We start from the raw sequence: 24347 nt of genomic DNA, 5'->3' as shown, positions 1-24347 counted from the left end.
CATCTCTTTTTTTGCTAATGATAAAGAAACGACACAGAATTATGAACACTACCGCGGCATCCGCCGATCGCGGCAATAAATACGAATTTTCACTGCAGGTGCCATACCTGTACCAAGAGACCATCGACTTCGACGGTGGCGCCAACGTTAAAGTAAACTCCGATGTCGGTTTTGGCTTCACCGCCGGCTACAACTACTCCGATAAGTTAAATTTGCGCGGCAGCTTTAGCTGGAACTCCACCAGCTACGATGCCCAGCGCGTACTCGACGATGGCAATAATACCGTCGAAACCGTAGGCGGGGTATTTGACTCTTTTACCGCCAATTTAATGGGTGATTACTACTTTTTAGATGGCCCGCTGACACCGTTTGTCAACGCTAACATCGGCTGGACCGCGGTAGACAGCAATATCGCAGCCGGCCCCCCGAGCAGCGTGTGCTGGTGGGATCCCTGGTGGGGTTATATCTGTGACTACTATCAGCCCACTTATGGCGACGACTCGTTCTCTTACGGGATCGGCGCCGGGGTTCGCTTTGATATCAGTAAACAGCACTTTATCCGCGCCGGCTACTACGAGCGCTGGGTAGACATCGACAATGCCCTGGACGACCCAACCTTTGGTACGCTATCGGTTGAATTCGGCTTTATGTATTAAACCTGTATTCGTCACACCATAAAAAAGGCCCGCCGATAACGCGGGCCTTTTTTATGGTGAACGGCACAACCCGCTAACCGGGTTGGTTTTGCCTATGCACCTTACAGGGGTTGCCAAACGCAACACTGTTGGCAGGAATGCTTTTGTTTACCACGCTGCCCGCACCAATCGTGCAACCGTCGCCAATGGTGACACCCGGTAAAATAATACAACCACCGCCAATCCATACATCATTGCCAATGGTAATAGGGCCGGCCACGCCGATGTGAGTTTTCCGTTTGTCTAAATCCATTGGGTGGCTCGCCGCATAAACCTGTACATTTGGTGCAATAAAAACATTGCTGCCAATGCTCACGGGGCAACAATCGAGCAACACAAAGTTAAAATTAATAAACACGTTGCTGCCAATTTTAGTATTAATGCCATAGTCGACACGCATGGGCCTTTCTATGTGGACCTCGTCGCCCACGCTGGCAAAAATCTGCTGCTGAATGCTGGCTTTGCCGGCCCCATCGCGGGCTTTTAATGCATTAAAATCATCCACCAGATCGCGGGTTTTAAACCGAATTTCGGTTAACTCCGGGTCATTAATCCAGTATTCTTGACCGGCGATCATTTTATCTAATTCACTCATAATACTATCCATATTCAGGCTGAACGCGCATTGTTTATTTTAGCAGCAACTGGGTTCTAAGTTGTCATGGACTCTAACCTCGGGGCTAAAATATCTCATGCAAAATCGCACGATAACGCTCAAACGCCTCAAACTGTGGCATATGACCAACATCATCCAGCTCATGCAGCGTGGCATCGGGAATCACCTCGGCCGCTTGTTTGCCCAGCTTATCGTACTGCCCCAAAGTGCGGGTAACGCCCGGCTTCTTCCAACCCCGCCCAGGGCCGGTGGTATCGCGTGTGCCGATAATAAGATGGGTTGGCATCGATAATTTAGCAAACTCATTAACCACCGCGCCGGTAAATATTAAATCGTAGGTTAAGGCGTTATTCCAGGCTACTTGCGCCCAATCGGGGCCGTTAAGCCAACCTTTATGAATCGTGGTAAGTGCTTCGTACTGATCGCTCCACTTACCGTCGTAGTAGTTTTTCTTTTGATACGCGATAACACCCTCAATGCTTTTATCAAGCTCACTTTGATAAAAGAAGTTGGGGTCTTTGTATTCCACATACTGCAAGTAATCCTCCAGCCCCACGGGGTTTACCAACACCAACTGCGTCACTTGGGTGGGGTAACTGAGTGCATAACGCGTGGCCAACATGCCTCCCATAGAGTGCCCCATCACCACCAGCTGATCCAGGCCCAGCTCTTGTGTGAGCGCATGGGTATTGGCCGCTAACGCCTCAAACGAGTACTGATAATGCGGCGGCTTGGACGATTTACCAAAACCAATCTGATCAGGCATTAACACACCATAGCCTTTTTCCTGTAACAGCTCAGCCGTATTTTGCCAGTAGTCGGCGGCAAAATTTTTGCCGTGCAGCAAAAGCACCGTGGGCTTCGACTTTTTGCCGGGCAGGTGCATATAGGCCATTTCTAAGGATTGGCGCTGAGAGTCAAAGGCATACTGGCGCACCGGATAGGGGTATTGATACTGCGTTAAGCGGGCATCAAAACTGATCGCCGATTCACTCTCTGGTGCGGCGCTGGCTGTGGCCAAAAAACTGCAACCTAACAAACAGGCAACGACAACACTGGCATTAAAGCTTTGCAACAACCTCATAAAAACCTCTTAAATCGTTAATTTTTGTCGCTGAAGCTAAATGGCTTCACCGACACCAAAGTAAAACGGCGAACCATTTTTACCCACCGGGAAGCCGGTCGACCAGTTCAACAAACGCATTCGCACAAATAACCCAAGACCAAAGCCCGCGTGCCACTATTTAATAGCACCATTCTGCCGCCCCTTAGCCGCTAACTGCGTTCGCTTGCCGACTATTTTGCACAGTTTAATAAGCCACCACAAAAAACGGAGCCTGGGTGGGCTCCGTTTTTGTTATTCTGAGTATTACCGGGTGTGCCTACTTAGCAGGCTTAACAAACTTTAAGGTCATGCGGTCGCTCTCGCCAATGGCTTCATACTTAGCGCGGTCGGTATCGCCCAAACGGTACGAGGGGGGCAAAGTCCAAACACCTTTTTCGTGATCGGCGGTGTCTTTAGGGTTAGCGTTAATATCGCTGCTTGCCGCCAGCTCAAATCCGGCCTGTTTGGCCACGCGCTCAATCACACTTTGCTTGATGTAACCGCTGCCTTCTTGCTCACTCACATCGCGGTCTTCGGGCAAACGGTGATCCACCACCCCCAGTACACCACCGGGCTTAAGCGCCCGATGAAACGCCGAGAATGCCGCCAGCAAGCGTTTTTCGCCGCCGCCATTCATGTACCAGTTGTGCGCATTGCGAAAGGTCAGTACCGCATCGGCACTGCCCACGGGGGCAATATCGTACTGCTCGGGCGGATTAAACACCGACAGTTTTACCTGATCGTAGCGCTCGGGGTGAGCCGCCATTTTTTTACCGTAGGCCTCGCGCGAGCGTTTAAAGTAGGCAACCTCCGTATCCGGGTCAAAGTGGGCGGCGTAAAAAGTCCCAGAATCGCGCAAATACGCGGCCAGAATATCGGTGTACCAGCCACCGCCGGGCCAGATCTCGACCACGGTCATGTCCGGCTCGATGCCAAAAAAGGTAAGCGTTTCAGCCGGGTGACGATACTCATCCCGCGCGGCGGCATCGCCACGGTACTCCTGGTGTAACGCTTCATTTAATTTGTCATTATCAGTGCCATGAGCCATTGCCACGCTCGCGCCTACCAGCGCGCCGGCAAACACTCCAGCCTGTAACATCTTAACGATAAAGCCGCTTTTATTGGCCATGATCCGCTCCGTTGTCATTTTTTATTGAGTCAAAAAGTTCTTTGCTGCCACAATTATTGGGTACAAAGCCTAGCAGGCTGTTGTAAGACCCCTTGCATGCTCAGCGCGGCCTGAAGCGTGCAGCTGCTGTGCCTTATCTCGACGGACAGGGTGGTTCCCTTTGCTAGAGACAAGGCGCGGCAGATGTGCGCTTTAGACCACGCCCTACGGGACTTTCAGGCTGGCCCGTACTCGTCGTTGCCACGTTTCGATGGGTGGACACACACCTTCAAAATGGCGCCTAGATTACGAACCAGCCTGAAAGCCTGAGTACGTAAGGGGTTTTTCAACAACCTGCTAGGTTACCAAGCTACCACATCCACTGAGCAATGTGCTGCTATTTACCGCGTACTGCGCGGGTCACGGTTTGCGCAGCGCTTAAACGCTAAAGGCGCTATCCTACCAATGTGCCGGCACACTAAACCCGGCAAAGCCTGACCGCGGTTCAATCAGGTTTGTCACTGCCTTGCTTTTGCCTCCCCATAAGCCTCAAAACCAACAATAAAGCCCTGCCAAAGGTGACTATAGCGCCATGTTAGTCGGCTCCCCGCGTGAGCCCCAGCTAAGAGCCACGGCAAACAGCGAATAAACACCTTGCACCTGATTCAACATAAGCGGGTTACATACGTATTCACGGCACCTGCATACGTATACATCTTGGCCCGGGCGCCGCCCCTACCTATGTTGTCTGGCAGTGTCGCCTTTCACTTATAACAACGTGCGGCACGGCACGACAAACCATTTAGTCGTGCCCAGAGGTACCCCTATATATTAATAAACAAACTGGGAGTTACACATGCAAGCCAAATCTATGCCCCAAAAATGTAAAACACCTATTAAACGCCTACTGGGCGGCGCAGCCCTGATGCTCGCGGCGCACTCATCGCAGGCAGGCACCGCGTTTGTGCACTTATTTGAATGGAGCTGGAACGATATCGCCGAGGAGTGCGAAACCTTTTTAGGCCCCAAAGGCTTTGATGCAGTACAAATCTCACCGCCAACGGAGCACGTTAAAGGCCAGCAGTGGTGGACGCGCTATCAGCCCATCACCTACCAAAACCTGGCCAGCCGCAGCGGCACCGAGGCCGAACTGCAAAGCATGATCAACCGCTGCCACAACGCCGGAGTAAAAATTTACGCCGATATCGTCGTCAATCAAATGGCCAACCATCTGGTAGAGGGAAACTACGGCATTGACGGCACCTGGTGGGCACCGCGGGATTACCCCGAATTTAGCACTCAGGACTTTCACCCAGGCTGCGCCACTGACTACACCGATGCCAACTCGGTATGGAGCTGCGACTTAAGCGGTATGCCCGACTTAGACCACAGCCTTAATCACGTGCGCACCACCATAGGCGCTTACCTGCAGCGGCTTAGCAACATGGGCGTGGACGGCTTTCGCATCGATGCGGCAAAACATATGCCCCCTTCCGACATTGCCGGTTTTTTACAGGCGGCCGGCAACCCCTGGGTATTCTTAGAGGTCATTGGCGCCGGTGGAGAGGCCCCCGAAATTCAGCCGCCCAACTATACCCATATGGGGTTAGTCACCGAGTTTGCCTATGGCCCAGCGGTGGCGGGTAACTTTAACGGCCAGATCAAACACCTGCTGGATTTAGGCCCCAGCTGGGGGCTACTGCCATCTTCTGACGCACTGGTGTTTATCGACAACCACGATCGCGAGCGCGGCCACGGCGGCAGCGGTAACTTATTTTACCAGGACGGCGCTAAGTACAATTTAGCCAACGTGTTTATGCTGGCCTACCCCTACGGTTACCCCAAAGTGATGTCCGGCTTTGAGTTTGACGACTCGACCACCGCCGGCACCGACATGGGCCCACCAGCGCCCGGCGGCTGCGACGCCAATGGCTGGGTATGCCAGCACCGCTGGGGTAACATCGCCAATATGGTGGGCTTTAGAAACTACACCGCCGATGCCTGGAGCGTGGATAACAAAACCGTCATTAACGACAACGCCATTGCATTTGGCCGTGGCGATAAAGGCTTTGTGGTGATCAATAACGGCCAAGGCACCGTAACCGAAACCCTCTACACGGGTATGCCCGCGGGCGATTACTGCGATATTTTGCGCGGCGATAACGAGTGCAGCGGCACCATCATTAGCGTAGACGGCAACGGCTTTGCCAACTTTAACGTGGGCCCCGAGTCCGCCTCAGCCATTCACGGTGGCGCCCTGCCAGGGGTAAGTAACCAGGCACCGGTAGCCGTCATTGAGGGCGCGCCCACCACCTCCAGTGTCGGCAGCCAAATTACCCTGGACGGCACCAACTCGTACGATACCGATGGCAGCATTGTCAGCTACCTATGGAGCACCGGGGCAACGAGCTCAAACATTACTCCCACGCTCAGCAATGCCGGTACCGCTGCGTTTAGCTTAACGGTCACTGACGACGACGGCGCCAGCGATACCCGCGAGGTGAGTATCGAGGTAGGCAATGACGGTCTAGTCAGCAACTTTAATACGTTGTATTTTCGCGGTACGCCCAACGGCTGGGCCACCAGCCCCATGAATTTGGTGGACGACAACCTCTGGCAACTCGACGTGCAGTTCGACGGCCAGGCCAACCAGCGTTTTAAGTTTGATGTAACCGGCGATTGGAGCCAAAACTATGGTGACAACAATGCCGATCAGCAGCTCGACAGCGTGGGTGCCGACATTACCACCAACGTGACCGGTGAGTATCGCGTGCAAGTCAACGATGCCACCCTAAGCTACAGCATCAATCCCATAACCACAGACTTTAGCAGCAACTGGGATACGCTGTACGTGCGCGGCACGTTTAACAACTGGGGCTGCACGGCACTAAGCTTAACCGCCGATAACACCTGGAGCGGCACTATCACGCTTGATGGCTCGGCCAATCAGCGTTACAAGTTTGATCGCCACTGCGACTGGAGCAACAACTTTGGCGATAACAACAGCGACGGGGTGCTCGATAGCAACGGCAACGATATTATCGATAATCGAGCGGGCACGTTTACCGTGCAAGCAAACGACAACAACCTGCAGTACAGCGCCCAATAAACCCTAACGCATTATCACCCCAAAAAACGCCGACATGTTCGGCGTTTTTTTATGCAGGTAAGCGCAAAACTACAAGTGCGTGTTAAGTGTAGCCAAATACGCTTCGTGCTCTGGCAGTTGTTTTACCGTGCGGGCATAAATAGTTTTTAAGTGCACCATAAAATCCCCCAGCTGTTGCTGGCTTAAGCCATCGGCCAAGGTGTGATACGACTCGGGCCGTACGCCCTGCCCTAACATCACCTGTTGCCAGGCGGGCTCAGTAAACAGCTCATCAGCCGCGGTATGCACTTGCCCGCTCGCTTTAAACAATGCAATGCGTTGCGCTAACGCTTGTGGTATTGCCATGCGCTGGCAATCGCGCCACATAGGCTCTTGGCGGCCGTTTAGATGGTAATGCAAAATAATAAAATCGCGAACCGATTCAAACTCGGTTTGCGCGTGCCGGTTAAACGCCTCGGCTTGGCTGGCGTAACAGGTAGGCGCCGGGAACATTTTCACCAGCCGTGTTACAGCGCTTTGCACTAAGTGCAAACTGGTAGACTCTAACGGCTCTAAAAAACCACTGGCCAACCCCAGCGCGACACAGTTTTTATGCCACTGCTTTACTCGCCGCCCGACCTTAAACCGAATAAGGTTAGGCTCGGCCACCGCGGGCCCGGTTAACTGTTGTTGTAAGGTGTTTAGCGCTTCGTCATCGCTTAGGTTTTGGGCGCTGTACACAATACCGTTGCCGGTGCGGTGCGTTAAGGGTATTTGCCAGCTCCAACCCGCGCCGTGCGCGGTGGCCCGCGTGTAGGGCGGCACCACGTTCAATCGCTCACTTGGCAGCGCAATAGCGCGGTTGCAGGGCAGCCACTCGGCGTAATCGGTAAACCCCACGCCTAACGCCTTGCCCAAAAGCAATGAACGCGCGCCGGTGCAGTCAATAAAAAAATCGCCGGCAAGCTGCTGCCCACTGGTTAGCTGCAGAGCGTTAATATCGCCCGAGTCGGCATCCAGCATTACCCGGTCAATGGTCGCGTCCATGTGGTGTACGCCCGCGGTTTGGCAATAACGTTTTAACAGCTGCGCGTAACGGCCCGCATCAAAATGGTAAGCGTACTGCAGCCCCGGCAAAGGGGTATTGGGTATTTGCTCAAGCGGTGTAAATCGGCCGGCGCGCGCGGCATGCGCATTCAGCGAGTACTGCCAAAAATCATCCTCGCGGTTATCGGTTAGCCCCTCGGCACGGGCTCGGTGCCAATAGTGGTAAAAGCTGGCAAAGCCTTGCTCGCGGCCAATGCCGCCAAAGGCGTGCAGGTAGTTGCTTGCCGGGCTGCCCCAACCATTAAACTCAATGGCTAACTTAATGGTGCCACCGGTCGCGCGCAAAAAGTCCGCCTCATTGATACCCAGCACTTGGTTAAAGGTTCTGATCGGAGGAATGGTGGCCTCGCCCACCCCCACGGTAGCAATCTCGCTGGATTCTATCAGCGTAATCGAGAACTGCGCCCCCAGTAAGCGAGATAGCATGGCCGCCGCCATCCAGCCGGCACTGCCACCACCGGCAATCACCACATTGCGTTTCACCACACTCATTACCTTTTATTAGCCAACATAAAAAAGCCTCTGCTACCAAAAGGTAGCAGAGGCTAAAGCGGACCGGCTAATTGTTCACCCTAAGCCGGCAATAAAGCGAAACGTGCTTTAAAACTTGTAGTTAACCCCAAGCAGGTAGTTAGCACCAAAGTGCTGGTACTTGTTTACCTGGCGTGGGTCGTCTTCGGCGGCCGAGATCGTCTCTTCGTCGGTTAAGTTTTGCCCCTGCAAGGTTAGGGTTAAACCGTCCAGTGATTCGATACCCGCCGCGCCAAAGTCAAAGCCAATTTGCGCATCAATCAGCTCCGCACCTTGGTCAGTGGTGGGCGTTAGCGCTAAGCTGGTGCCGTAAAACTCGGTCAGGTACTGGTCGCGCTTGCGGCCGCTCACGCGGAACTCGAAGCCGTTTTTCTCGTAGAAAACAGTAACCTGATAAATCTCATCCGACAGCCCCGGAATATCCGACTCGACGCCCTCGTACTCAATTTGGCCATCGAGGAAGGTGGCGCTGGCGATTACGCCAAAACCATCCAACCAGTCGCTAAAGATGTGGAACGGCAAGCTACCCTGCAGCTCAGTACCTTTTACGTAACCGTCACCCGCTTCTACCATCGACTCGGTATAACCCTGAGTAGAGGCCAGCGCAGAGATATCGGCATCGTGGTAACCGGGCACGATGTAAGGGGTAAAATCAGTCAGTTCACTGGTGCTTAAGTGCCAATTTTGCAGATCTTTGTAAAAGTAAGCCGCGGCAACATAACCGTCGTCGGCAAAGTAGTACTCATACGACAAGTCAGCTTGGTTGGCTTCAATCGGCATCAGGTCAGGGTTACCCGACGAGCCACTCCAGGCGCTAAACTCCGGGTCCGAGCTTAAACGGCGCTGCTCGTCAAAGTTAAAGCCAATGGTGTTATTGGGCTTCATGTCGTCCATACGGGCCCGTGACATGGTTTTAGCCGCGGCAAACCGCACCACTTGGTTGTCGGTAATTTGAAAACTGGTGTTTAAGCTTGGCAACACTTTGGTGTAATCAGTGCCGCCGGTTACCGGTGTAGCCACAACAGTGCCATCGGCACCGGTGTAGGTATCAAAACCGGTAGAGCTTTGATCGGTGCTGACTACCTGTAAACCCACATTACCGCTCATAATACCGGCGCTAAAATTGGCTAAACCGTACGCGGTAAACACCTCTTCATTCACACTATAGGTATCCCCCAAACGGGCAGTTTCGGCTTGGGTCGCATCGATTTCGCGATACAAACCGTCGCGGTACATGCCGATACCGTCGTAGGCCAGCATGCCGCCTAAACCTAAAAAGTCGAGGTTAGCGGTGCCTTCGATGTACTGCTCAGGTACCGCAATGTCGGTTTGCTGCTCAGCTGGCAGTGAATCATCGTAACCCGGGGCCACCAAAAAGGCGCCATAGTTAACTTTAGATTTGCTGCGGTCCGAGTAAGCCACCCCCACTTCTACGCTATCGATAACTGAGAAATCGAGTTCGCCCTCAGCGCTTAAACGTAAAGTATCCAGCTCTTCTTCAAACGATGGGTTGTTAACAAAGCCATCCTGCGCGTTGCTGTTGCCACCCACCAGAGGGGCAATTGCGCCGCCCCAGGCTTGCGGGCCCGCCAAACGGATCATATCCGGGTCGCTGTAGTCGGGCATCGATATGCTTGGGTGCGCGCTGTATTGCACCCCGGTCGATGGGTCCATCACCCACGTGCGCGCCGCCGGGTCGCCCTGAGTTGCAGTGCCTGCACGGCCCACACCCGAGTAGCTCTCCATGTTAATTACATCTTTGGTTGACTCGCTGTGCGCGGCATCAAAGGTCAAGGTCCAGTCGTTGCCTAGCATGTACTCTAGGTTAAAGCCCAACGTCGACAAATCGCCGTCTTTCACTTCGCCGTCGTTACGGATTACGCTGTGAAAGCCGTCAAATACACCAGACGTAACCAAACCATCTTCAATAGAGGTCGCACTCCAGTTGGCGCCGCCCCAAACCGGGCCGCCCTCTTCCAAACCACGGAAGACCTTGGTCTCTTCAAAATCGATATAAAGCGCATCAACCGTCAAGGTTAAGCGATCATTTGGCGCGTACTGGCCCACCGCTGAAATCGTATCCCGCTCCATTAATGCCGAGCGGACAAAGGTATCGTGGCCGCCCAGGACTTTAGAGCCATCCGGCGCATCGGCATAACCCCACGCACGCACTTGCTCTTCCTGACTGGGCGACTCCATGGTGGCCACGGTAACGGCCAAACCAAAGGTGTCATCGGCAAAGGTGTCAGAGTAAGTCAGTGCCAGTCGGTGGCCGGTATCATCAAAGTCAGGGTTACCAGATTCCAGCTCGTTCATCTCGTAGCTGCCGTTAAAACTGATAATACGGTCGCTCTCTAGCGGGCGGCGGGTACGTAAATCAACAATGCCGCCCAGGCCCTGGTTAATCAGGCTGGCATCGGGGGTTTTGTACACTACCGCCCCCGCAACAATCTCGGAGGGGTACAAATCGTACTCAACCCCGCGGTTGTCACCAATGCCCAACAGCTCGCGGCCGTTCATGGTGGTGGCCACGTAGTTCTCGTTAAAACCACGCACCGAGATCCCGCTGGTGCGGCCATCGCGGCGCTCACCGGCAAGCCCAGGCAAGCGGGCCAACGACTCGGCAATACTGGTGTCAGGCAGCTTGCCGATATCCTCTGGCGAGATCGCCTCTACAATCGAGCTGGCGTCCTCTTTAATCGCCATAGAGTTAATCAAACTGGCGCGAATACCGGTTACCACCACTTCTTCCAGGGCGGGCTCGGCAACGTCTGTTTGGGCAAAGGCAGCAGGGGCAGCAAAACCTGCAATAACACAGCTAATGGCTGAGGGCAGCAACAACTTCTTGGCTTGTTTCATGATGCAATCCTATCTAGGTCTATTATTATCGGTCTCAGCACCATCGGGGTAACAACCTCACAGATGGCTGACAAACCCTCAGTTTTTAGCCACTGAGTTTTTGTCATGAGCTGTTATTGAGGTTAGTGCCAGCGCCTGTACTTGCGCAATTGACTGCATACGTATTCAAAACCATTGCCGCGCGATATACCTTATGAATACGTATGTAATAACCTAACAATAGTGCAATCACGTCACAGGCCTAACCGCCAACCGCGTAATAACCTTGAATTACCAAAACAACTCTGGCGATAATATCCGCCCCAATTCAGAGACGGAGCCTCACCCATGAAATTATCATTAACCCATACCCCTCGCGCCTTCCTTAGCCCCGCACTTGCGGCTATTGCCCTGTCGCTCGCCAGCAGCAGCCTTTACGCCGATGAGGTAACTGATGCCGTCGACGAGGGCCTAAGCGCTTACAAAAGTGGCGACCTGTCAACAGCGTCCAGCCAGCTGGATTACGCCTCGGGCCTAATCCGCCAGCAAAAAGCCGAATCGATTAAAGTCGTGTTTCCCAACGCGCTAGGCGGCTGGGAGGCCAGTGAGGTCGAGAGTGAATCGTCCGGCGGCATGATGGGCGCCGGCATTTCCGCCAACCGCGAGTACTATAAAGGCGACGCCGATGTCAGCATCGAGCTGGTTATGGACTCACCCATGCTGCAATCGATGATGGGTATGATCAACAACCCCTCTATGATCACCATGAACGGCGGCAAACTCGTCAAAGTTCAGGGCCAAAAAGCCATCTACAACGGCGACAAAGACTACCCAGAGCTAATCATGATCATCGACAACAATGCCATGTTCACCCTTAAAGCCAACGGCGGCGCCACCCTAGACGACCTAAAAGCCTACGGCGAGGCGCTGGATTTAGAAGCTCTTTGATCGTAAAAGATCAAAGAGCTGTCGGATGTCTGATGTCTGATGTCGGACGCGTTTTGCGTCAGACTTCAGACATCTGCCGTCAGACCATTCTAACCCCTTGTATCCAAGCCCCCTCGGCCCTACAATAGCCGGCCTTTGGAACTTGGCTGTCATCAGCCTGTCACAAGGGTACGGTTTTGCTGACAAGCTCAGCACCCAAATTTGGGGGCGACTTGGATTCGACGCCGGTGGCAAAACTCAAGGTGCATGTCGTGATGGTAGCGAATCACGTTAATCCAAAGCTGCAATTTATTAGTTGCCAATGACGACAACTACGGTGCCCAATTAGCCGCGTAAGCGGTTGATGAAGCACTTCTAACGGTACGCCGTTAGCGGTCTATGACAAGGTGCCAGTACCGCGTTACAGACTGTCATACAGAACTGGATAGCTGTGTTGTTTTGATCGTGGCAACACTGTGAAATCTAAAGCGAACTCGCTCGCTGCACCCTGCCCGTTGGGTCGCAGATGAGTTAAATCAATTAACGGAAACTAAGCATGTAGAGCCGCGAGCGGAGTGCCGGCGGACGGGGGTTCAACTCCCCCCGCCTCCACCAATAAACAACCCTCAGATCGAGAGATCTGGGGGTTTTTTATTGGTTGCGGGGAAGGTAAAGACACCCCCGTAGGGGGTTGACCGCCACGGACGGCGGAAATGCTGAAAATGCATGGAGCAATTTTCGGTCACAAAATGGCAGGATAGCCATATATATGGCCACCGTCCTTGGCGCCCACCTAGCGGCGGCTTCGCCGTGCCAGTTGATTCCCGATCAACTGGTGCACAGCCGACCAGGCTGCCCGAAGGATCAAGGTGAATGGCGCGAAGCGGCAGAGAAGGCTGCCTGGGCTGGGCGCACACGGACGTGCGCCATGCACTCCCCCGCAGCCTTTTTTGTTTGTGGTGCGAGTAGAACCTGCCCCGCCTTACCGGTTAGGCCCGAAACAGCAGAACACCGGCAATCCAGACCACGCTAATCAGTCGACATCAGCCAAACTGGAAAGCTTTTCGATCAAAGGTGGCAACTCGTCTTGCACAATACTCCAAACAGTATCGTCATCAATGCCAAGATAACCATGAATTAAACGATTACGGGTCGCTATGATCATGCGCCAGGGAATATCAGGGTAAGCGACCCGAACATCATCAGGTATGTGGGTGGCCGCCTCACCGATAAGCTCGATATTACGCAGGGTCGCGTCGTAAGTAATAGAACTGCGAATAAACTGCGCTTGATTCAGGCCACTGGTATATTCCAATGCTTTTTCAGCAAAACCGATCATGTCGGTTAAATAAAAGCCCCATTCACGATTAGACATGAATACGCTCTTGCTCGATATACGGGCGGAGCTCTGGGCGGAGTGCTTTTTGTGTCACAAGATCAATCGAACAACCGAGTAGATCCTCCAAATAAAACTGCACTCCAAAATAGCGCTTTGAAGTCGCCGGGCCATCAAAATTAACGAGAATATCGATATCACTACTCTCTCTAGCACTATCGCGAGCGGTAGAGCCAAACAGATAAAGCTCCGTCACACCGAACTGGCTTTGCAGCTCAGTCTTACACGATTTGAGTAGATTTAACGCTGTAGTGCGATTCATAACGCGACATCATCCGTTGGTTGACTGCGAATATAGTATTTTGAATCGGACGGGGGTTCAACTCCCCCCGCCTCCACCAAAAAGCAAAAAGGCCCCACCCCGAAAAGAGTGGGGCCTTTTTCTTTTTCGGCGGGGAGAGTTAAAAGCACCCCCGTAGGGTGGTTGACGTGCATGGACGCACTAATGTCGCGGGCGCAGGGTGAGGCAAGTGTTTAAAATGCGCCGCATTTTGCGTCGCCGAACGACCACTAGCTACGCTAGTGGGCAGGCCCCGAAGGGCGCAAGAGCGACCACAAAATGCCGGGCAGATATTTGCTCCTGCAATATCTGCATTCCCGCCGTCCTTGGCGGTCAAACATGTTGTACCGCGAATGCGCCCGAAGGATTGGGGCCAGGGACAAGGTGAATGCCCCGCAGCTGCAAAGAAGGCAGCCTAGTGAGGCCCCAAGTACACGCCCCCCGCCTCAGCAACGACTCCTGCGCGACTATACCTCCTGCATCCATGGAGCCGTCGGCCAACAATAAACACCCATTCCAAACTGGATCTAAACCCCAATACCGATTATTGTACGCGCTTCTTTAAACCCCATAGAAAAGAGACACGATTATGCCTCAAGCCGCTGCACGTCACATCCTGGTCAACGACGAAGCCACCTGTAACGAACTGAAAGCCAAAATCGAAGCTGGCGAAGATTTCGCCAAATTGGCGCAAGATCATTCAAGCTGCCCTTCAGGCCGCAACGGCGGTGATCTGGGTACCTTCGGCCCCGGCCAAATGGTCGCCGAGTTCGACAAAGTGGTATTCAGTGCACCGGTCAACGAAGTTCAGGGCCCGGTCAAAACCCAGTTTGGTTATCACCTGCTGGAAGTGACTGAGCGTCAGGACTAGCCGGGACTAAAAACCCCCACGACCGCCCCGTTATCCAAATCGGGCGTGGGGGAATCCAGGCTTCGTAGCAATTAAAAGTGCCACCTTAACCAATCGAAACCAAAAAATTACACGTTGAAGATTCAGCAAGCGTGCTGATTTGAATTACGAAAACTGTCCCCGGAACTCGAACCATTCCCCTCATGTTCCACTTTGTCGGCATACATTGACATTTGCCGACAAAATGGAACATTATTGTCCTTATGGACACAGCCAAACAGAAAATCCTAGAAATAGCCCAGTCAAAAGGGATTATCCGCTCTCGCGATATCTCAGCGCTGGGGTTGCCCCGTGTCGCCCTAACCAGAATGGTTCGGGAGGGAATGCTAATTCGTATAGAGCGCGGACTTTATGCCCCCAAAAGCAGAAACATCTCGGAACATAGCTCACTGATAGAGGCCACCAGCAAATGCCCACAAGGTATCGTTTGTCTACTATCCGCTCTGCGAGTACACAACCTGACCACCCAATCGCCCTTTGAAATTTGGCTTGCCATACCCCACAAAGGGCGAGCCCCCAAAATGAGTTATCCGCCACTGCGTATCATGCGATTCTCTGGCAAAGCCCTAACCGAAGGTGTTGAAAAGCAGCTGCTTGACGGAGTCGAGGTGCAAGTAACCAATGTCACTCGGACCGTGGTCGATTGCTTCAAATTTCGCAATAAGATCGGACTGGATGTCGCGCTTGAAGCCCTGCGCGAAGCTTGGGACAGTAAGCTCGTCAGCATGGATGAGCTTTGGCGCTGCGCCAGCATGTTCCGAGTCGCAAATGTCATGCGCCCTTACATGGAGACTCTTTCATGACAAAGCTACAGGGAAGTCAACCATGACCAAACAAAATAAAGCAGCGTCAATACGAGCCCGCCTGCTGACTCACGCGCGAAAATCTAACCAGGATTTTAATCTTGTCCTTACCCGATTCTGCCTTGAGCGCCTACTATACCGAATCAGCGTTTCCGATCATGCACACCAGTTTCTTTTGAAAGGTGCCCTGCTATTTGATCTTTGGTTTGACATACCACACAGGCCGACGCGCGATATTGACCTGCTCGGTTTTGGCACGTCTGATATACCTAGCCTGAAAAAGATCTTTAAGAAAATTTGCAGCATTTGGGTAAGCGATGGCGTCGAGTTCGCACCTGATACCGTCCGGGCTGAAGAAATACGAAAAGACGCCAGTTATTCAGGCATACGCATTACGCTGATGGCGACGCTGGATGGGGCGCGCAGCAAGGTACAGGCCGACGTTGGGTTCGGAGACGCCGTCACACCTGGACCCCAAGAAGAAGATTACCCCACGATATTGAAAGACCTTGACGCCCCGAGGCTTAAAACATACCCACGTTACACTGTTGTAGCGGAAAAGTTCGAGGCACTGTCAAAACTGGGCATGACAAACAGCCGGATGAAAGACTATTTCGACCTCTGGATTCTGGCAAGCAATACGGACTTTGAAGGAAAAACGCTTAGCCAAGCGATCAACGCTACTTTTTCCCGCCGCAACTCAAGCCTACCCGTGGGGCCACCTTTGGGGTTAACGGTGGATTTCTCGAACGACGCTCAAAAACAGATTCAGTGGCAAGCCTTTCTTCGTAAAAATGCGCTCGACGCGCTGCCACTAAAAGACGTAGTTAGTTTTCTCGCTGATTTTTTGATGCCAGCTGTCAACAGCGAACAAAAGTTCGCTGTACATTGGAAAGCGGGCGGCCCCTGGCAGCAAGATGAAACGGATTAAACAGCGTGAATAATACGTGAGGGAATTCTATGCTGAGATTTCAACTAGGCAGTGACGACAGGCTACATTTTGCCTCGAAAGCGACCTACCGCACCGACAAGGGAATTCGGTGTGGCTTGTTAATTCTGACCGACAGACGTCTATATTTTGACGATGTGAGCGGCGACTTTCATTTTGAGGCCCAGTTAGCCGACATTACCGCCGTTGTTGCCGAGACTCTTCCAGAGCAGTGGCCGCCCACCAGCGAAAGTGAGCGTTTAGTCATCACCGAGCATAAATGCTACGAGTTCACTATGGCGGATGCCCACACCTGGCGAAAGAAAATCCTCAGTCGGCCGGCGTTGCTTGAGCTATTTATGCAATATCACAAGCAGAACCAAGGAGTTAACTCCTAGAAAGGCGGCCTTAAAAAAATCAACCGTATTGACCCAAAATAGGTTAAGTCAAGATTTGACCCGGTTACCAAAACGGCTAATCAAACCGCTAAAATTTTGGATAATCCAGAGGATTTGATAAAGACTCCTGAGGTCATGCAACTATTATCGGTTGCAGAGCGTCATATGGGAAAACAACGGTAGGGAAACGCCATGTACAGCCCAATTAACACCTCGCGCATTCATGCGGTGGACGCCCTGCGCGGTTTCGCCTTGGCGGGTATTACCATCGCGCACATGCTCGAGCAGTTTATCGCCGCCCCCCGCCCTCAGGGTGATGCCTGGGGGATAGAACCCACTATATTTGACCAAGCGATACAGGCCGTGGGTTTTTTATTGATCAGCGGTAAGTTCTTTTCCATCTTTTCGCTGCTGTTTGGTATCAGCTTCGCCATCATGATGGTCAATGCCGAAAAGCGCGGTCAGGCCTTCAGTGGCCGTTTTCTTTGGCGGTTAACCCTGTTGTTCGCCATAGGGCTGGTGCATACGCTCTTTTATCGCGGCGATATTCTCACGGTGTATGCCGTGATTGGCCTCAGCCTCCCGCTGTTTTACCGTTTGCCGGACAAGGTGCTCTGGGTGATTGCCCTGGTATTGTTTGCCGGATTCGGGCGCGCCGCCTTCTTCCTTCTCACCGGCGCAGACACGCTCCTACCCTTTGCCTGGACGCCCGAATCCCCCGTTGTCGCCGATTATATTCAAACGCTTAAAACCGGCTCTCTACTGGATGTGTTCGCCCTCAACCTGACGCAGGGGCTGGCTACCAAATTCGACTTTCAGGTGGCTGTGGGTGGTCGCGGGTACTTGACGCTGGCCTATTTCCTGGTCGGTATCTGGCTGGTGCGCAGCGGTATCGTGGGTGATATCGCCAACCGCTTAGCCAGCGTTAAGAAGACGTTCTTCTACTCCATTGGCGTCGCGCTGGTGTTCCTACTGCTTACCATTGGCATTTTCGTCACCCTGCCGCAACCGCTCGATATGACCAGCTGGCGTTTCTTACTGGGCATGACCGCGTACGATCTGCTGGGCATTGCGCTTACCGTAACTTTGATATGCACCTTTTTGTGGATCTACCTGAAAAAGCCCGATGGTAAACTGAACGGCCTTGCGCCCTATGGCCGCATGGCCTTAAGCAATTATTTGCTGCAAACCCTGATAGGCACATTTATTTTCTATGGTTGGGGCCTGGGGCTTTTGAGCAGCCTGCGCGAGTGGCAAACCCTGCTGATTGCCCTGGTCATCATATACCTGCAAATTAAAATCAGTGCCTGGTGGCTGTCGCGCTATCGCTATGGTCCCTTGGAATGGGCGTGGCGTTGTTGCACCTACTGTAGGCAGATGCCGCTGAAGGTTGAACGGAGTGCGGGCAACAGTTAATGATCGCCGGGCGACTGGGGGCGCAACAGCAATATGGCGCAGTGGCTTACCTAGCCACTTTTAGAATTGCGTAAACTGTCCCCGGAATTCACGCGATCCGTTTTCCAGATCGGGCGTTGGGGAATCGAGCCTTTCTAGTAACTACTAATAGTTACTAGAAGCGCACCATTAACCAATCGACGCCAAGAAAATTACACGGTAAAGATTGGACACGCGCGTTAAATTGAATTCAGTAAACTGTCCCCTGAACTCTCAGAATTAAGTAAGTTGTCTTCGGAATTCCAAGGCCTGAACCTCCCAATCTTTCAAGCCTGCACACTTTATGTCACTAATATTTTTTCTCTTCAATACGCGAGATTTCAGCATGCGGCTGGCGATTGTTAACTTCTTCCACATGCTTCTTATACTCGTCATCAGACCAAACCCTCAATTTAGCACTATCTATACGCCAATTTTTATACTTAATTAATTTTTGGTCTAATGATGTTAATGCCATACCCGATAGAGAATTTAGCTTTTTTACGTACCAATGCAAAATTTCGCATAGCTTTTTAAAGCCAATTAAGCTAGCGGTAAGGCCACAACTAGCAATCGCTGAATATATTACCTCATAACTAACAACTATCGAACCTTCACGAATCTGGTAAACGCGTAACTCAAGCGCCGAATCAAATTCGTAAACTTCATTCATCTGCCCTAACATCACATCGCCCAGCTCTGTCGCCATAGAAGCTGGTGTAGTCGCGAAATCCCCCTCGATGATCACTGTCATGTGACCAACATGCATCTTTGATCCGTAGGCCTCCTTAGGATATTTCACTAAAAAGGGATTACTCTCGCGCTCATATTCCTGTGGAAGAAATCTCGCGGCCTGGCTGGTTAATCCATTTCTATCATTAACCTGTAACAAGTCAAAAATAATATCTGCAAATTTTTGAGCCTTACTAGGGTCGGAAAGTAACTGCATCATCTGCACTTTGTGCGCTTCGCCGCTAGCCATGACCGCGTCGTCTAGAGCACGTGGAAAGTCTCCAAGCATAGCCTGTGCGCGGGTATTATTTCGCAACTGATGCATTACATCTGAGTTTTCACCAATTTTCCCGGTAATGGTATAGGCATAATTCACCATATCACCGTCCGTAATATCTTCCGTATTGAAAACCTCATTAAGCTTGTCGATAATCAGCGACAAGAACTCTTCTTTTGTGTCTTTGCCCTTGCCAGTGCCGGTTTCGTTGCCGGGCTCAAGTCGGTATTCGCCCTGCTCTTCGCGTAGTTTGATGTCTTGCTGGCGGATTTTGGCTAGGCGGTAGTGGCTCATCACCACGCCGCTTAGGTCTAGCTCGTCATCTTTGATGATTGTCTCGCGCAGCATGGGGCGCAGGGCGCGGGCGAATAGGCTGAGTTTTTCCAGGTCTTTATCGTCGTAGTCGACGATTTGGCTCATAAACTCGTAAAAGCGTACAAAGCTGCCTAGGTCTTTTTTGAAGATCTCCAGATTGTCTTTTTCTACCTTGCACTCTTTAAAGCTGTTCTCGGCGTTGGCTATCAGCACGGCGTCACCAGTTGTTTTGGTGCGTTCGAACATCTCTTTGGCTTGCTTGTACGCCTCTACCGCCGAGCTGTAGCGCTTTTGCCAGCGCTCTACGGCGGGCTTGCAGATATTGCTGATGGCGGCGTTGGATTTGCTTTTGGTAAAAAAGAACTCGGCGTACTGGTCTACCTCGTAGCGCTGGTAAATGCCGGCGCTGTTGAGCTTTTCCTGCAAATCAAAGATATGGTCCGGGTTGCTAACGTCTTCCAGCTCGGCGGTTTGGTAGTAGGGCTGGAACGCATCCAGAATATCTTGCGGGTCGTTAAAAAAGTCCAGTACGAAGGTGCCGCACTCTTTCTTACCCGGGTGTACCCGGTTAAGGCGCGATAGGGTTTGCACGCACTCTACCCCGCCCAGCTTTTTGTCCACGTACATGGCGCACAGCTTGGGTTGGTCAAAGCCGGTTTGGAATTTGTTGGCGACGATCATTACCTGGTAGTCGTCGCTGTCAAAAGCTTTGCGCATCTCCCGGCCCTTTAGGCCCGGGTTCATATTGGTTTCAGTGAACTTTTCGCCCAGTAGCGCGGTGCTATCCGGGTCGTTGGGGTAGAACTGGACCTCGCCCGAGAAGGCCACCATGGCCTGTATGTTGGCGTAGCCACGATCCTCTTTTAAGCAATCGGCGATGTATTTGTCAAAAGCCATCTTGTAGCGCACCGCCTCTTTACGCGAGCTGGTGACTACCATGGCTTTGGCTTGGCCGCCCAGCAAGCCCATGACGTTCTTTTTAAAGTGCTCGACAATCACTTTCACCTTTTGCGAGATGTTGTGGTCGTGCAGGCGTACCCAGTGGTTAAGCTTTACCTTGGCTTTGCCGGCGTCTACCTCTTTGTCTTCGGCCTCCAGCTTTTGCTTTAGCTGATACACCACCTGGTAATTGGTGTAGTTTTTCAGCACATCCAGAATAAACCCCTCTTCAATGGCCTGGCGCATGGAGTACACATGGTAGGCCTCGGGCTTATTGGTTTTAGAGGCGGGCAGCTCTGGGTTGGGCACCCGACCAAACAGCTCTAGGGTTTTGGACTTGGGCGTGGCGGTAAAGGCGTAGTAGCTGAGGTTCTCACTGTTGCGGCGCGCGGCGATGGAGGCGTCCAGAATATCCTCAGATGACAATTCCACATCATCGTCCACCTGCTCGGTCATTAGCACTTCTTTGAGCTTGCGGGCGGTGGAGCCACTTTGCGAGGAGTGGGCCTCGTCGGCAATGATCGCGTAGCGGCGCTCTTTCAGCGACGCGGACTTTTCAATAGCATCCAGTACATGGGGGAATGTCTGGATGGTGACAATAATAATCGGCTGCGAGGTTTCCAGTGCACCCGCCAACTTATCGGATTTGCTGCCGTCGCCTTCTTTGCGGTTAATACGCCCCACCACACCATCGGCGTGCTCAAACTGGTAGATGGTGTCTTGCAGCTGATCGTCCAGCACTGTGCGATCGGTGACCACAATCACCGAGTCAAACTGCTTGTTGCCGGCGTTGTCATACAGGGTCGACAACTGATGCGCCGTCCAGGCGATGGAGTTGGATTTACCCGAGCCCGCACTGTGCTGAATCAGATACTTTTGCCCCGCGCCTTCAGTCTCCGCAGCGTTAATCAGCTTGTTCACCACATCCCACTGGTGGTAGCGGGGGAATATCAGCGTTTCTTTTTTGTACTTGCGCCCTTCCCAGTCCTCTTTTTCTTCAATTTGCAGGTGGATAAAGCGGCCGATAATGTTGAGCAGGTTATCGGGTGTTAATACCTCGTTCCACAAATAGTCGGTGGCGTACTGTTCGGGGTTATCGGGCACCTCGTTACCGGCGCCACCGTCTTTGGTGCCTTTGTTAAAGGGCAAAAAGAAGGTGTCCGCCCCTTCCAGCTTGGTAGCCATATACACTTCGTACTGGCTCACGGCAAAGTGCACCAGCGCGCCGCGTTTAAAGCTGAGTAAAGGCTCGGGCTTTTTGGTGGCGGGGTCTTTGGGTAGGCGAGTGGCTTTGTATTGGTTTATCGCCCGCTCTACCGCCTGCTTAAACTCGGACTTTAGCTCCAGCGTGGCTATCGGTAGGCCGTTAATAAACAACACCAAATCGATGCGCCAGCGCTTTGTCTTCTTATCGCTCAAGGCTGTTGCCTGTGTACCCGTCTTCGCTAAATATTCAGCGGTGGCATAGGGGCTATACACCAGCTCGGGCACCACGCGGCAGATATTCTGCTGGTAGCGAGCCAGGGTCTCGGGGTTTAGATCGTGCTCGGGCTTAAACTGGCACAACTTAAAGCGGGCATTGCGGATTTTTAAACCGTGGCGCAGCACACCCAAGGTGCCAAAAGTGCGCGAGGCGCGGTCAGTGGCGTTAATATCGGCCTTGGCCAGCTGCGCCACCAAGTGGTCGAGAAAATGGCGCTCACTATCTTGCGGGAAGACTTTGCAAAACTTCTCCCACTCCTCGGGCTGGCTGCTTTTCACAAAAGCCAAAGCATCTTGCTCATACAAGGCGCGCTCGGCGTTATAATCCGCTCCGGTGCCCTCCACCCAGCCACCGGCCACCATCTGGCGAATCATATCGTTTTGGAAGACTACTTCGTTGGTGACCGCCATGGCTTAACTGTCCTTTTGGTTTGGTTGTGCCGTTGTCGCGCCGAGCGCATGAATATCTGCCTGCAAGGCCTCTAACGTGTGCAAAATATCGGTAAAACCTGGCTTTTCCCCAAATAACATCTCGTGCATTTGCTGGTAATCATCGGCCAAGGCCTGCTTATGCGCGGGGGCAGGCAAAAGGCGTAAAGCTGCGAGTGTTGCCAAATCGTACCTTGCCCAGCCGCTGGGGTAAAAGCGCTGTTTAAAGGCCACCACATCGTGCAATAACCCTACTTTCGCCAACGCGTCGGTGTGCAGGCCCTTGGCTACCATTTTATACACATCGTAATAATGCCGCGCATAACGGCTGGGCAAGGGTTTATCGGCGGGCCGGTGGGCTTCGGCGTGCAGTATGGTGAGCTTTTCCCAAAAGGTACGCGCCGCCGAAATGGTCGGCACGACAACTTCAGGCCGTTTAAACACACGGGGAAACTGCTCGGCTGCGTAGGGCTTAACCGTGCATGGCTCCATCGGTAACATGGCTGCCAGCGGGCCAATTTCTAAGCGCACTTGGGGCCTTAAATACTCTGAGTCAAAGGCTTTAGGGTAAGTGATATTGATGGTGTGCGGGTCGTGTTCGTCGATGGTTAATGTACAAATATCGCCCATCAACCCAACTAGCCTTGGCAATAGTGTTTCGGCAATAAAGCCTTGCGCTTGCTCGTTGACCTGGACATTCAGTTTTTGCTGTTGGTTTTTACTGCGCTCGGTATTCGCTGGATCTTGTTGGGTGAGCTGGTTCCAGTCCAAGATTAAATCAATATCTTCCGAGAAGCGCTCTATAGCGCCATAACACTTCGATAAACTGGTACCGCCTTTAAAGCGCAGCCACCGGCTTAAATCGTCATCTTCAAATAGATGCAGCAGCACCCAGCAAAGCCAAAAGTCTTTTTCGGCCGCCGCGCCGGTTATATTCATGGCGCTGGCGGTTTCATTAAACAGCTCTCGGCGCTCTCGCTCGGCTAATTGGGCAACGGCTTTCATTCGCTCACCTGCGAGCGAGTATTCTGGGCCTTGGTTGCTGAGGGCGCATTTTCCAATAACAGTTGGCGAATGCGGCGGGTAATCCAGGCGGTGACATATTGCGTGTCTTTTAAGGTTCGCTGCACCAGGGCGTCGGGTAATGCTTGGTCACTGTCTATAACGCTATCTATGGCGTTGTTTGTGGCGCTGTTTTTAGAGACGGGGCCCTTGTTTTTGTGATGGCTGGCCAATAAAAAGCGGCGCAGAGTCGCGCATTGCTGTTCGCTTAAACGCTTATCCCCCAGTGCGTGAATGGCCTGCACTAAAATTTCATTGTGCGGATATTTTAACCCCAGCTGAGTAAAGCGGGTTTTTTTAAAGACAATAGCCACCTGCCCCACCTGATAGGTTTTACTCGGCCCATCGCTTAAATACAGGTACTGGGTAGGCACTTGGGTGGACAACCCCACAAGGTTCAGCGCGGCATTGCCCGACACCTGAATTTGCCAGCCAAACTTACGCCCTAGGGCATGGGCCACCTGATCAATATCCGGGCTTAGGGGTTTGTCTAATAACTTGCTGTAGGCCGGGTAATCGTACAGGCCGCGCATTACCCGGCGTATGGTGCCTTTTTGCGCCATACGGCTCAATGTCCGGTCAATACTGGCAGGGTCGCCAAGGGCGGCAAAATCTTTCTGAGAAAATGCCCACCCCCTACCACTGCCATAAATACGGCTAACTATTTGATTTTCAATGGTTTTCAATAGTATCGACCTGTAAAACCTGTCCGAAAAAATACCCCTTATTTCGGACAGAATAGCAGCTGGCTAGCGGTCTCGGCAAGCGCTAGCCACCACCCTACAAACGACCGGCGCAAGCCACCCAGTGTTTAAACATCAACCCAATGTTCAGCCACCGGCCACCATTTGGCGAACAACATCATCCTGAAAAACCCCTTCTCTTGTCACGTCTTGCGCCTTTTGTTTTGTTCGTTCTTGGGCTCTTTGTTTTGTTTGTGTTGCTGG

The 24347-nt window shown here is 52.5% G+C and carries 18 protein-coding genes and 1 other RNA gene; 9 read left to right on the top strand and 10 right to left on the bottom strand.

Features of this window, described 5'->3' with window-relative positions:
- Window positions 1–41: 41 nt before the first annotated feature.
- Window positions 42–656 (top strand): outer membrane beta-barrel protein, encoded by a 615-nt coding sequence (locus AAC019_RS08685; protein WP_339898360.1) that lies wholly within the window; start codon window positions 42–44, stop codon window positions 654–656.
- Between the two features lie 73 nt (window positions 657–729).
- Here AAC019_RS08685 and AAC019_RS08680 read toward each other — a convergent pair whose 3' ends face one another.
- The 3 genes from AAC019_RS08680 to AAC019_RS08670 all read right to left on the bottom strand — a co-directional run bounded on the left by AAC019_RS08680 (window position 730) and on the right by AAC019_RS08670 (window position 3545).
- Complete coding sequence (locus tag AAC019_RS08680; RefSeq protein ID WP_339898359.1) at window positions 730–1290, bottom strand: sugar O-acetyltransferase; 561 nt, start codon at window positions 1288–1290, stop codon at window positions 730–732.
- 85 nt (window positions 1291–1375) lie between these two features.
- The gene (locus tag AAC019_RS08675; RefSeq protein WP_339898357.1) at window positions 1376–2395 is read right to left on the bottom strand and encodes an alpha/beta hydrolase; all 1020 of its coding nucleotides are present in this window, start codon (window positions 2393–2395) and stop codon (window positions 1376–1378) included.
- Window positions 2396–2693: 298 nt separating this feature from the next.
- Window positions 2694–3545 carry a methyltransferase gene (locus tag AAC019_RS08670; RefSeq protein WP_339898355.1) on the bottom strand — a complete coding sequence of 284 codons (852 nt, stop codon included), beginning with the start codon at window positions 3543–3545 and terminating at the stop codon, window positions 2694–2696.
- Window positions 3546–4380: 835 nt separating this feature from the next.
- Here AAC019_RS08670 and AAC019_RS08665 point away from each other — a divergent pair.
- The gene (locus tag AAC019_RS08665) at window positions 4381–6633 is read left to right on the top strand and encodes an alpha-amylase family glycosyl hydrolase (RefSeq protein WP_339898353.1); all 2253 of its coding nucleotides are present in this window, start codon (window positions 4381–4383) and stop codon (window positions 6631–6633) included.
- A gap of 69 nt (window positions 6634–6702) precedes the next feature.
- Here AAC019_RS08665 and AAC019_RS08660 read toward each other — a convergent pair whose 3' ends face one another.
- Together AAC019_RS08660 and AAC019_RS08655 are read right to left on the bottom strand one after the other, a co-directional pair.
- Complete coding sequence (locus tag AAC019_RS08660) at window positions 6703–8211, bottom strand: tryptophan halogenase family protein (RefSeq protein WP_339898351.1); 1509 nt, start codon at window positions 8209–8211, stop codon at window positions 6703–6705.
- 108 nt (window positions 8212–8319) lie between these two features.
- Window positions 8320–11109 (bottom strand): TonB-dependent receptor, encoded by a 2790-nt coding sequence (locus tag AAC019_RS08655; RefSeq protein WP_339898349.1) that lies wholly within the window; start codon window positions 11107–11109, stop codon window positions 8320–8322.
- 327 nt (window positions 11110–11436) lie between these two features.
- Here AAC019_RS08655 and AAC019_RS08650 point away from each other — a divergent pair, with 327 nt between their 5' ends.
- Window positions 11437–12036: a hypothetical protein gene (locus tag AAC019_RS08650; protein WP_339898347.1), complete on the top strand. Its 600-nt coding sequence runs from the start codon at window positions 11437–11439 to the stop codon at window positions 12034–12036.
- Between the two features lie 203 nt (window positions 12037–12239).
- Window positions 12240–12630: a transfer-messenger RNA gene (gene ssrA, locus AAC019_RS08645) on the top strand.
- A gap of 418 nt (window positions 12631–13048) precedes the next feature.
- Here the strand turns inward: ssrA and AAC019_RS08640 are convergent.
- Complete coding sequence (locus AAC019_RS08640; protein WP_339898346.1) at window positions 13049–13390, bottom strand: DUF86 domain-containing protein; 342 nt, start codon at window positions 13388–13390, stop codon at window positions 13049–13051.
- A complete protein-coding gene (locus tag AAC019_RS08635; protein ID WP_339898344.1) occupies window positions 13383–13673 on the bottom strand; it encodes a nucleotidyltransferase family protein in 291 nt (96 codons plus the stop codon). The genes AAC019_RS08640 and AAC019_RS08635 overlap by 8 nt, the downstream gene beginning before the upstream one ends.
- 607 nt (window positions 13674–14280) lie before the next feature.
- Here AAC019_RS08635 and AAC019_RS08630 point away from each other — a divergent pair.
- The 5 genes from AAC019_RS08630 (at window position 14281) to AAC019_RS08610 (ending at window position 18146) form a co-directional block, all read left to right on the top strand.
- Window positions 14281–14562 (top strand): peptidylprolyl isomerase, encoded by a 282-nt coding sequence (locus AAC019_RS08630; RefSeq protein WP_339898342.1) that lies wholly within the window; start codon window positions 14281–14283, stop codon window positions 14560–14562.
- 242 nt (window positions 14563–14804) lie between these two features.
- Window positions 14805–15404: a type IV toxin-antitoxin system AbiEi family antitoxin domain-containing protein gene (locus AAC019_RS08625; protein WP_339898340.1), complete on the top strand. Its 600-nt coding sequence runs from the start codon at window positions 14805–14807 to the stop codon at window positions 15402–15404.
- Between the two features lie 22 nt (window positions 15405–15426).
- The gene (locus tag AAC019_RS08620) at window positions 15427–16335 is read left to right on the top strand and encodes a nucleotidyl transferase AbiEii/AbiGii toxin family protein (protein WP_339898338.1); all 909 of its coding nucleotides are present in this window, start codon (window positions 15427–15429) and stop codon (window positions 16333–16335) included.
- A 29-nt stretch (window positions 16336–16364) separates the two neighbouring features.
- On the top strand, window positions 16365–16730 hold the full coding sequence (locus tag AAC019_RS08615) for a hypothetical protein (protein WP_339898336.1): 366 nt from the start codon (window positions 16365–16367) through the stop codon (window positions 16728–16730).
- 228 nt (window positions 16731–16958) lie between these two features.
- Entirely contained in the window at window positions 16959–18146 is a 1188-nt protein-coding gene (locus AAC019_RS08610; protein ID WP_339898333.1) for a DUF418 domain-containing protein, read from the top strand.
- Between the two features lie 328 nt (window positions 18147–18474).
- On the opposite strand, the gene AAC019_RS08605 is transcribed toward AAC019_RS08610, so the two are convergent.
- The 3 genes from AAC019_RS08605 to AAC019_RS08595 are packed head-to-tail and all read right to left on the bottom strand — an operon-like array spanning window position 18475 to window position 24086.
- Window positions 18475–22320 carry a DEAD/DEAH box helicase family protein gene (locus AAC019_RS08605; protein ID WP_339898331.1) on the bottom strand — a complete coding sequence of 1282 codons (3846 nt, stop codon included), beginning with the start codon at window positions 22318–22320 and terminating at the stop codon, window positions 18475–18477.
- A 3-nt stretch (window positions 22321–22323) separates the two neighbouring features.
- Window positions 22324–23343 (bottom strand): nucleotidyl transferase AbiEii/AbiGii toxin family protein, encoded by a 1020-nt coding sequence (locus tag AAC019_RS08600; protein WP_339898329.1) that lies wholly within the window; start codon window positions 23341–23343, stop codon window positions 22324–22326.
- Window positions 23340–24086 (bottom strand): DUF6088 family protein, encoded by a 747-nt coding sequence (locus AAC019_RS08595; RefSeq protein WP_339898327.1) that lies wholly within the window; start codon window positions 24084–24086, stop codon window positions 23340–23342. Before AAC019_RS08595 ends, AAC019_RS08600 begins: the two co-directional genes overlap by 4 nt.
- Window positions 24087–24347: the final 261 nt, after the last annotated feature.

This window comes from uncultured Gilvimarinus sp. (genome assembly GCF_963975215.1).
Lineage (GTDB): Bacteria > Pseudomonadota > Gammaproteobacteria > Pseudomonadales > Cellvibrionaceae > Gilvimarinus.
Note: the sequence above shows the minus strand (reverse complement) of the source record. Positions and strands in the feature narration are given on the sequence as shown.

Bases quoted from the DNA above. Each gene is read 5' to 3' on its own strand.
- AAC019_RS08680 (WP_339898359.1), bottom strand. From the start codon at position 1,290: ATGAGTGAATTAGATAAAATGATCGCCGGTCAAGAATACTGGATTAAT.
- AAC019_RS08665 (WP_339898353.1), top strand. From the start codon at position 4,381: ATGCAAGCCAAATCTATGCCCCAAAAATGTAAAACACCTATTAAACGC.
- AAC019_RS08685 (WP_339898360.1), top strand. From the start codon at position 42: ATGAACACTACCGCGGCATCCGCCGATCGCGGCAATAAATACGAATTT.
- AAC019_RS08625 (WP_339898340.1), top strand. From the start codon at position 14,805: ATGGACACAGCCAAACAGAAAATCCTAGAAATAGCCCAGTCAAAAGGG.
- AAC019_RS08670 (WP_339898355.1), bottom strand. From the start codon at position 3,545: ATGGCCAATAAAAGCGGCTTTATCGTTAAGATGTTACAGGCTGGAGTG.
- AAC019_RS08615 (WP_339898336.1), top strand. From the start codon at position 16,365: ATGCTGAGATTTCAACTAGGCAGTGACGACAGGCTACATTTTGCCTCG.
- AAC019_RS08650 (WP_339898347.1), top strand. From the start codon at position 11,437: ATGAAATTATCATTAACCCATACCCCTCGCGCCTTCCTTAGCCCCGCA.
- AAC019_RS08660 (WP_339898351.1), bottom strand. From the start codon at position 8,211: ATGAGTGTGGTGAAACGCAATGTGGTGATTGCCGGTGGTGGCAGTGCC.
- AAC019_RS08605 (WP_339898331.1), bottom strand. From the start codon at position 22,320: ATGGCGGTCACCAACGAAGTAGTCTTCCAAAACGATATGATTCGCCAG.
- AAC019_RS08600 (WP_339898329.1), bottom strand. From the start codon at position 23,343: ATGAAAGCCGTTGCCCAATTAGCCGAGCGAGAGCGCCGAGAGCTGTTT.
- AAC019_RS08655 (WP_339898349.1), bottom strand. From the start codon at position 11,109: ATGAAACAAGCCAAGAAGTTGTTGCTGCCCTCAGCCATTAGCTGTGTT.
- AAC019_RS08640 (WP_339898346.1), bottom strand. From the start codon at position 13,390: ATGTCTAATCGTGAATGGGGCTTTTATTTAACCGACATGATCGGTTTT.
- AAC019_RS08630 (WP_339898342.1), top strand. From the start codon at position 14,281: ATGCCTCAAGCCGCTGCACGTCACATCCTGGTCAACGACGAAGCCACC.
- AAC019_RS08635 (WP_339898344.1), bottom strand. From the start codon at position 13,673: ATGAATCGCACTACAGCGTTAAATCTACTCAAATCGTGTAAGACTGAG.
- AAC019_RS08675 (WP_339898357.1), bottom strand. From the start codon at position 2,395: ATGAGGTTGTTGCAAAGCTTTAATGCCAGTGTTGTCGTTGCCTGTTTG.
- AAC019_RS08620 (WP_339898338.1), top strand. From the start codon at position 15,427: ATGACCAAACAAAATAAAGCAGCGTCAATACGAGCCCGCCTGCTGACT.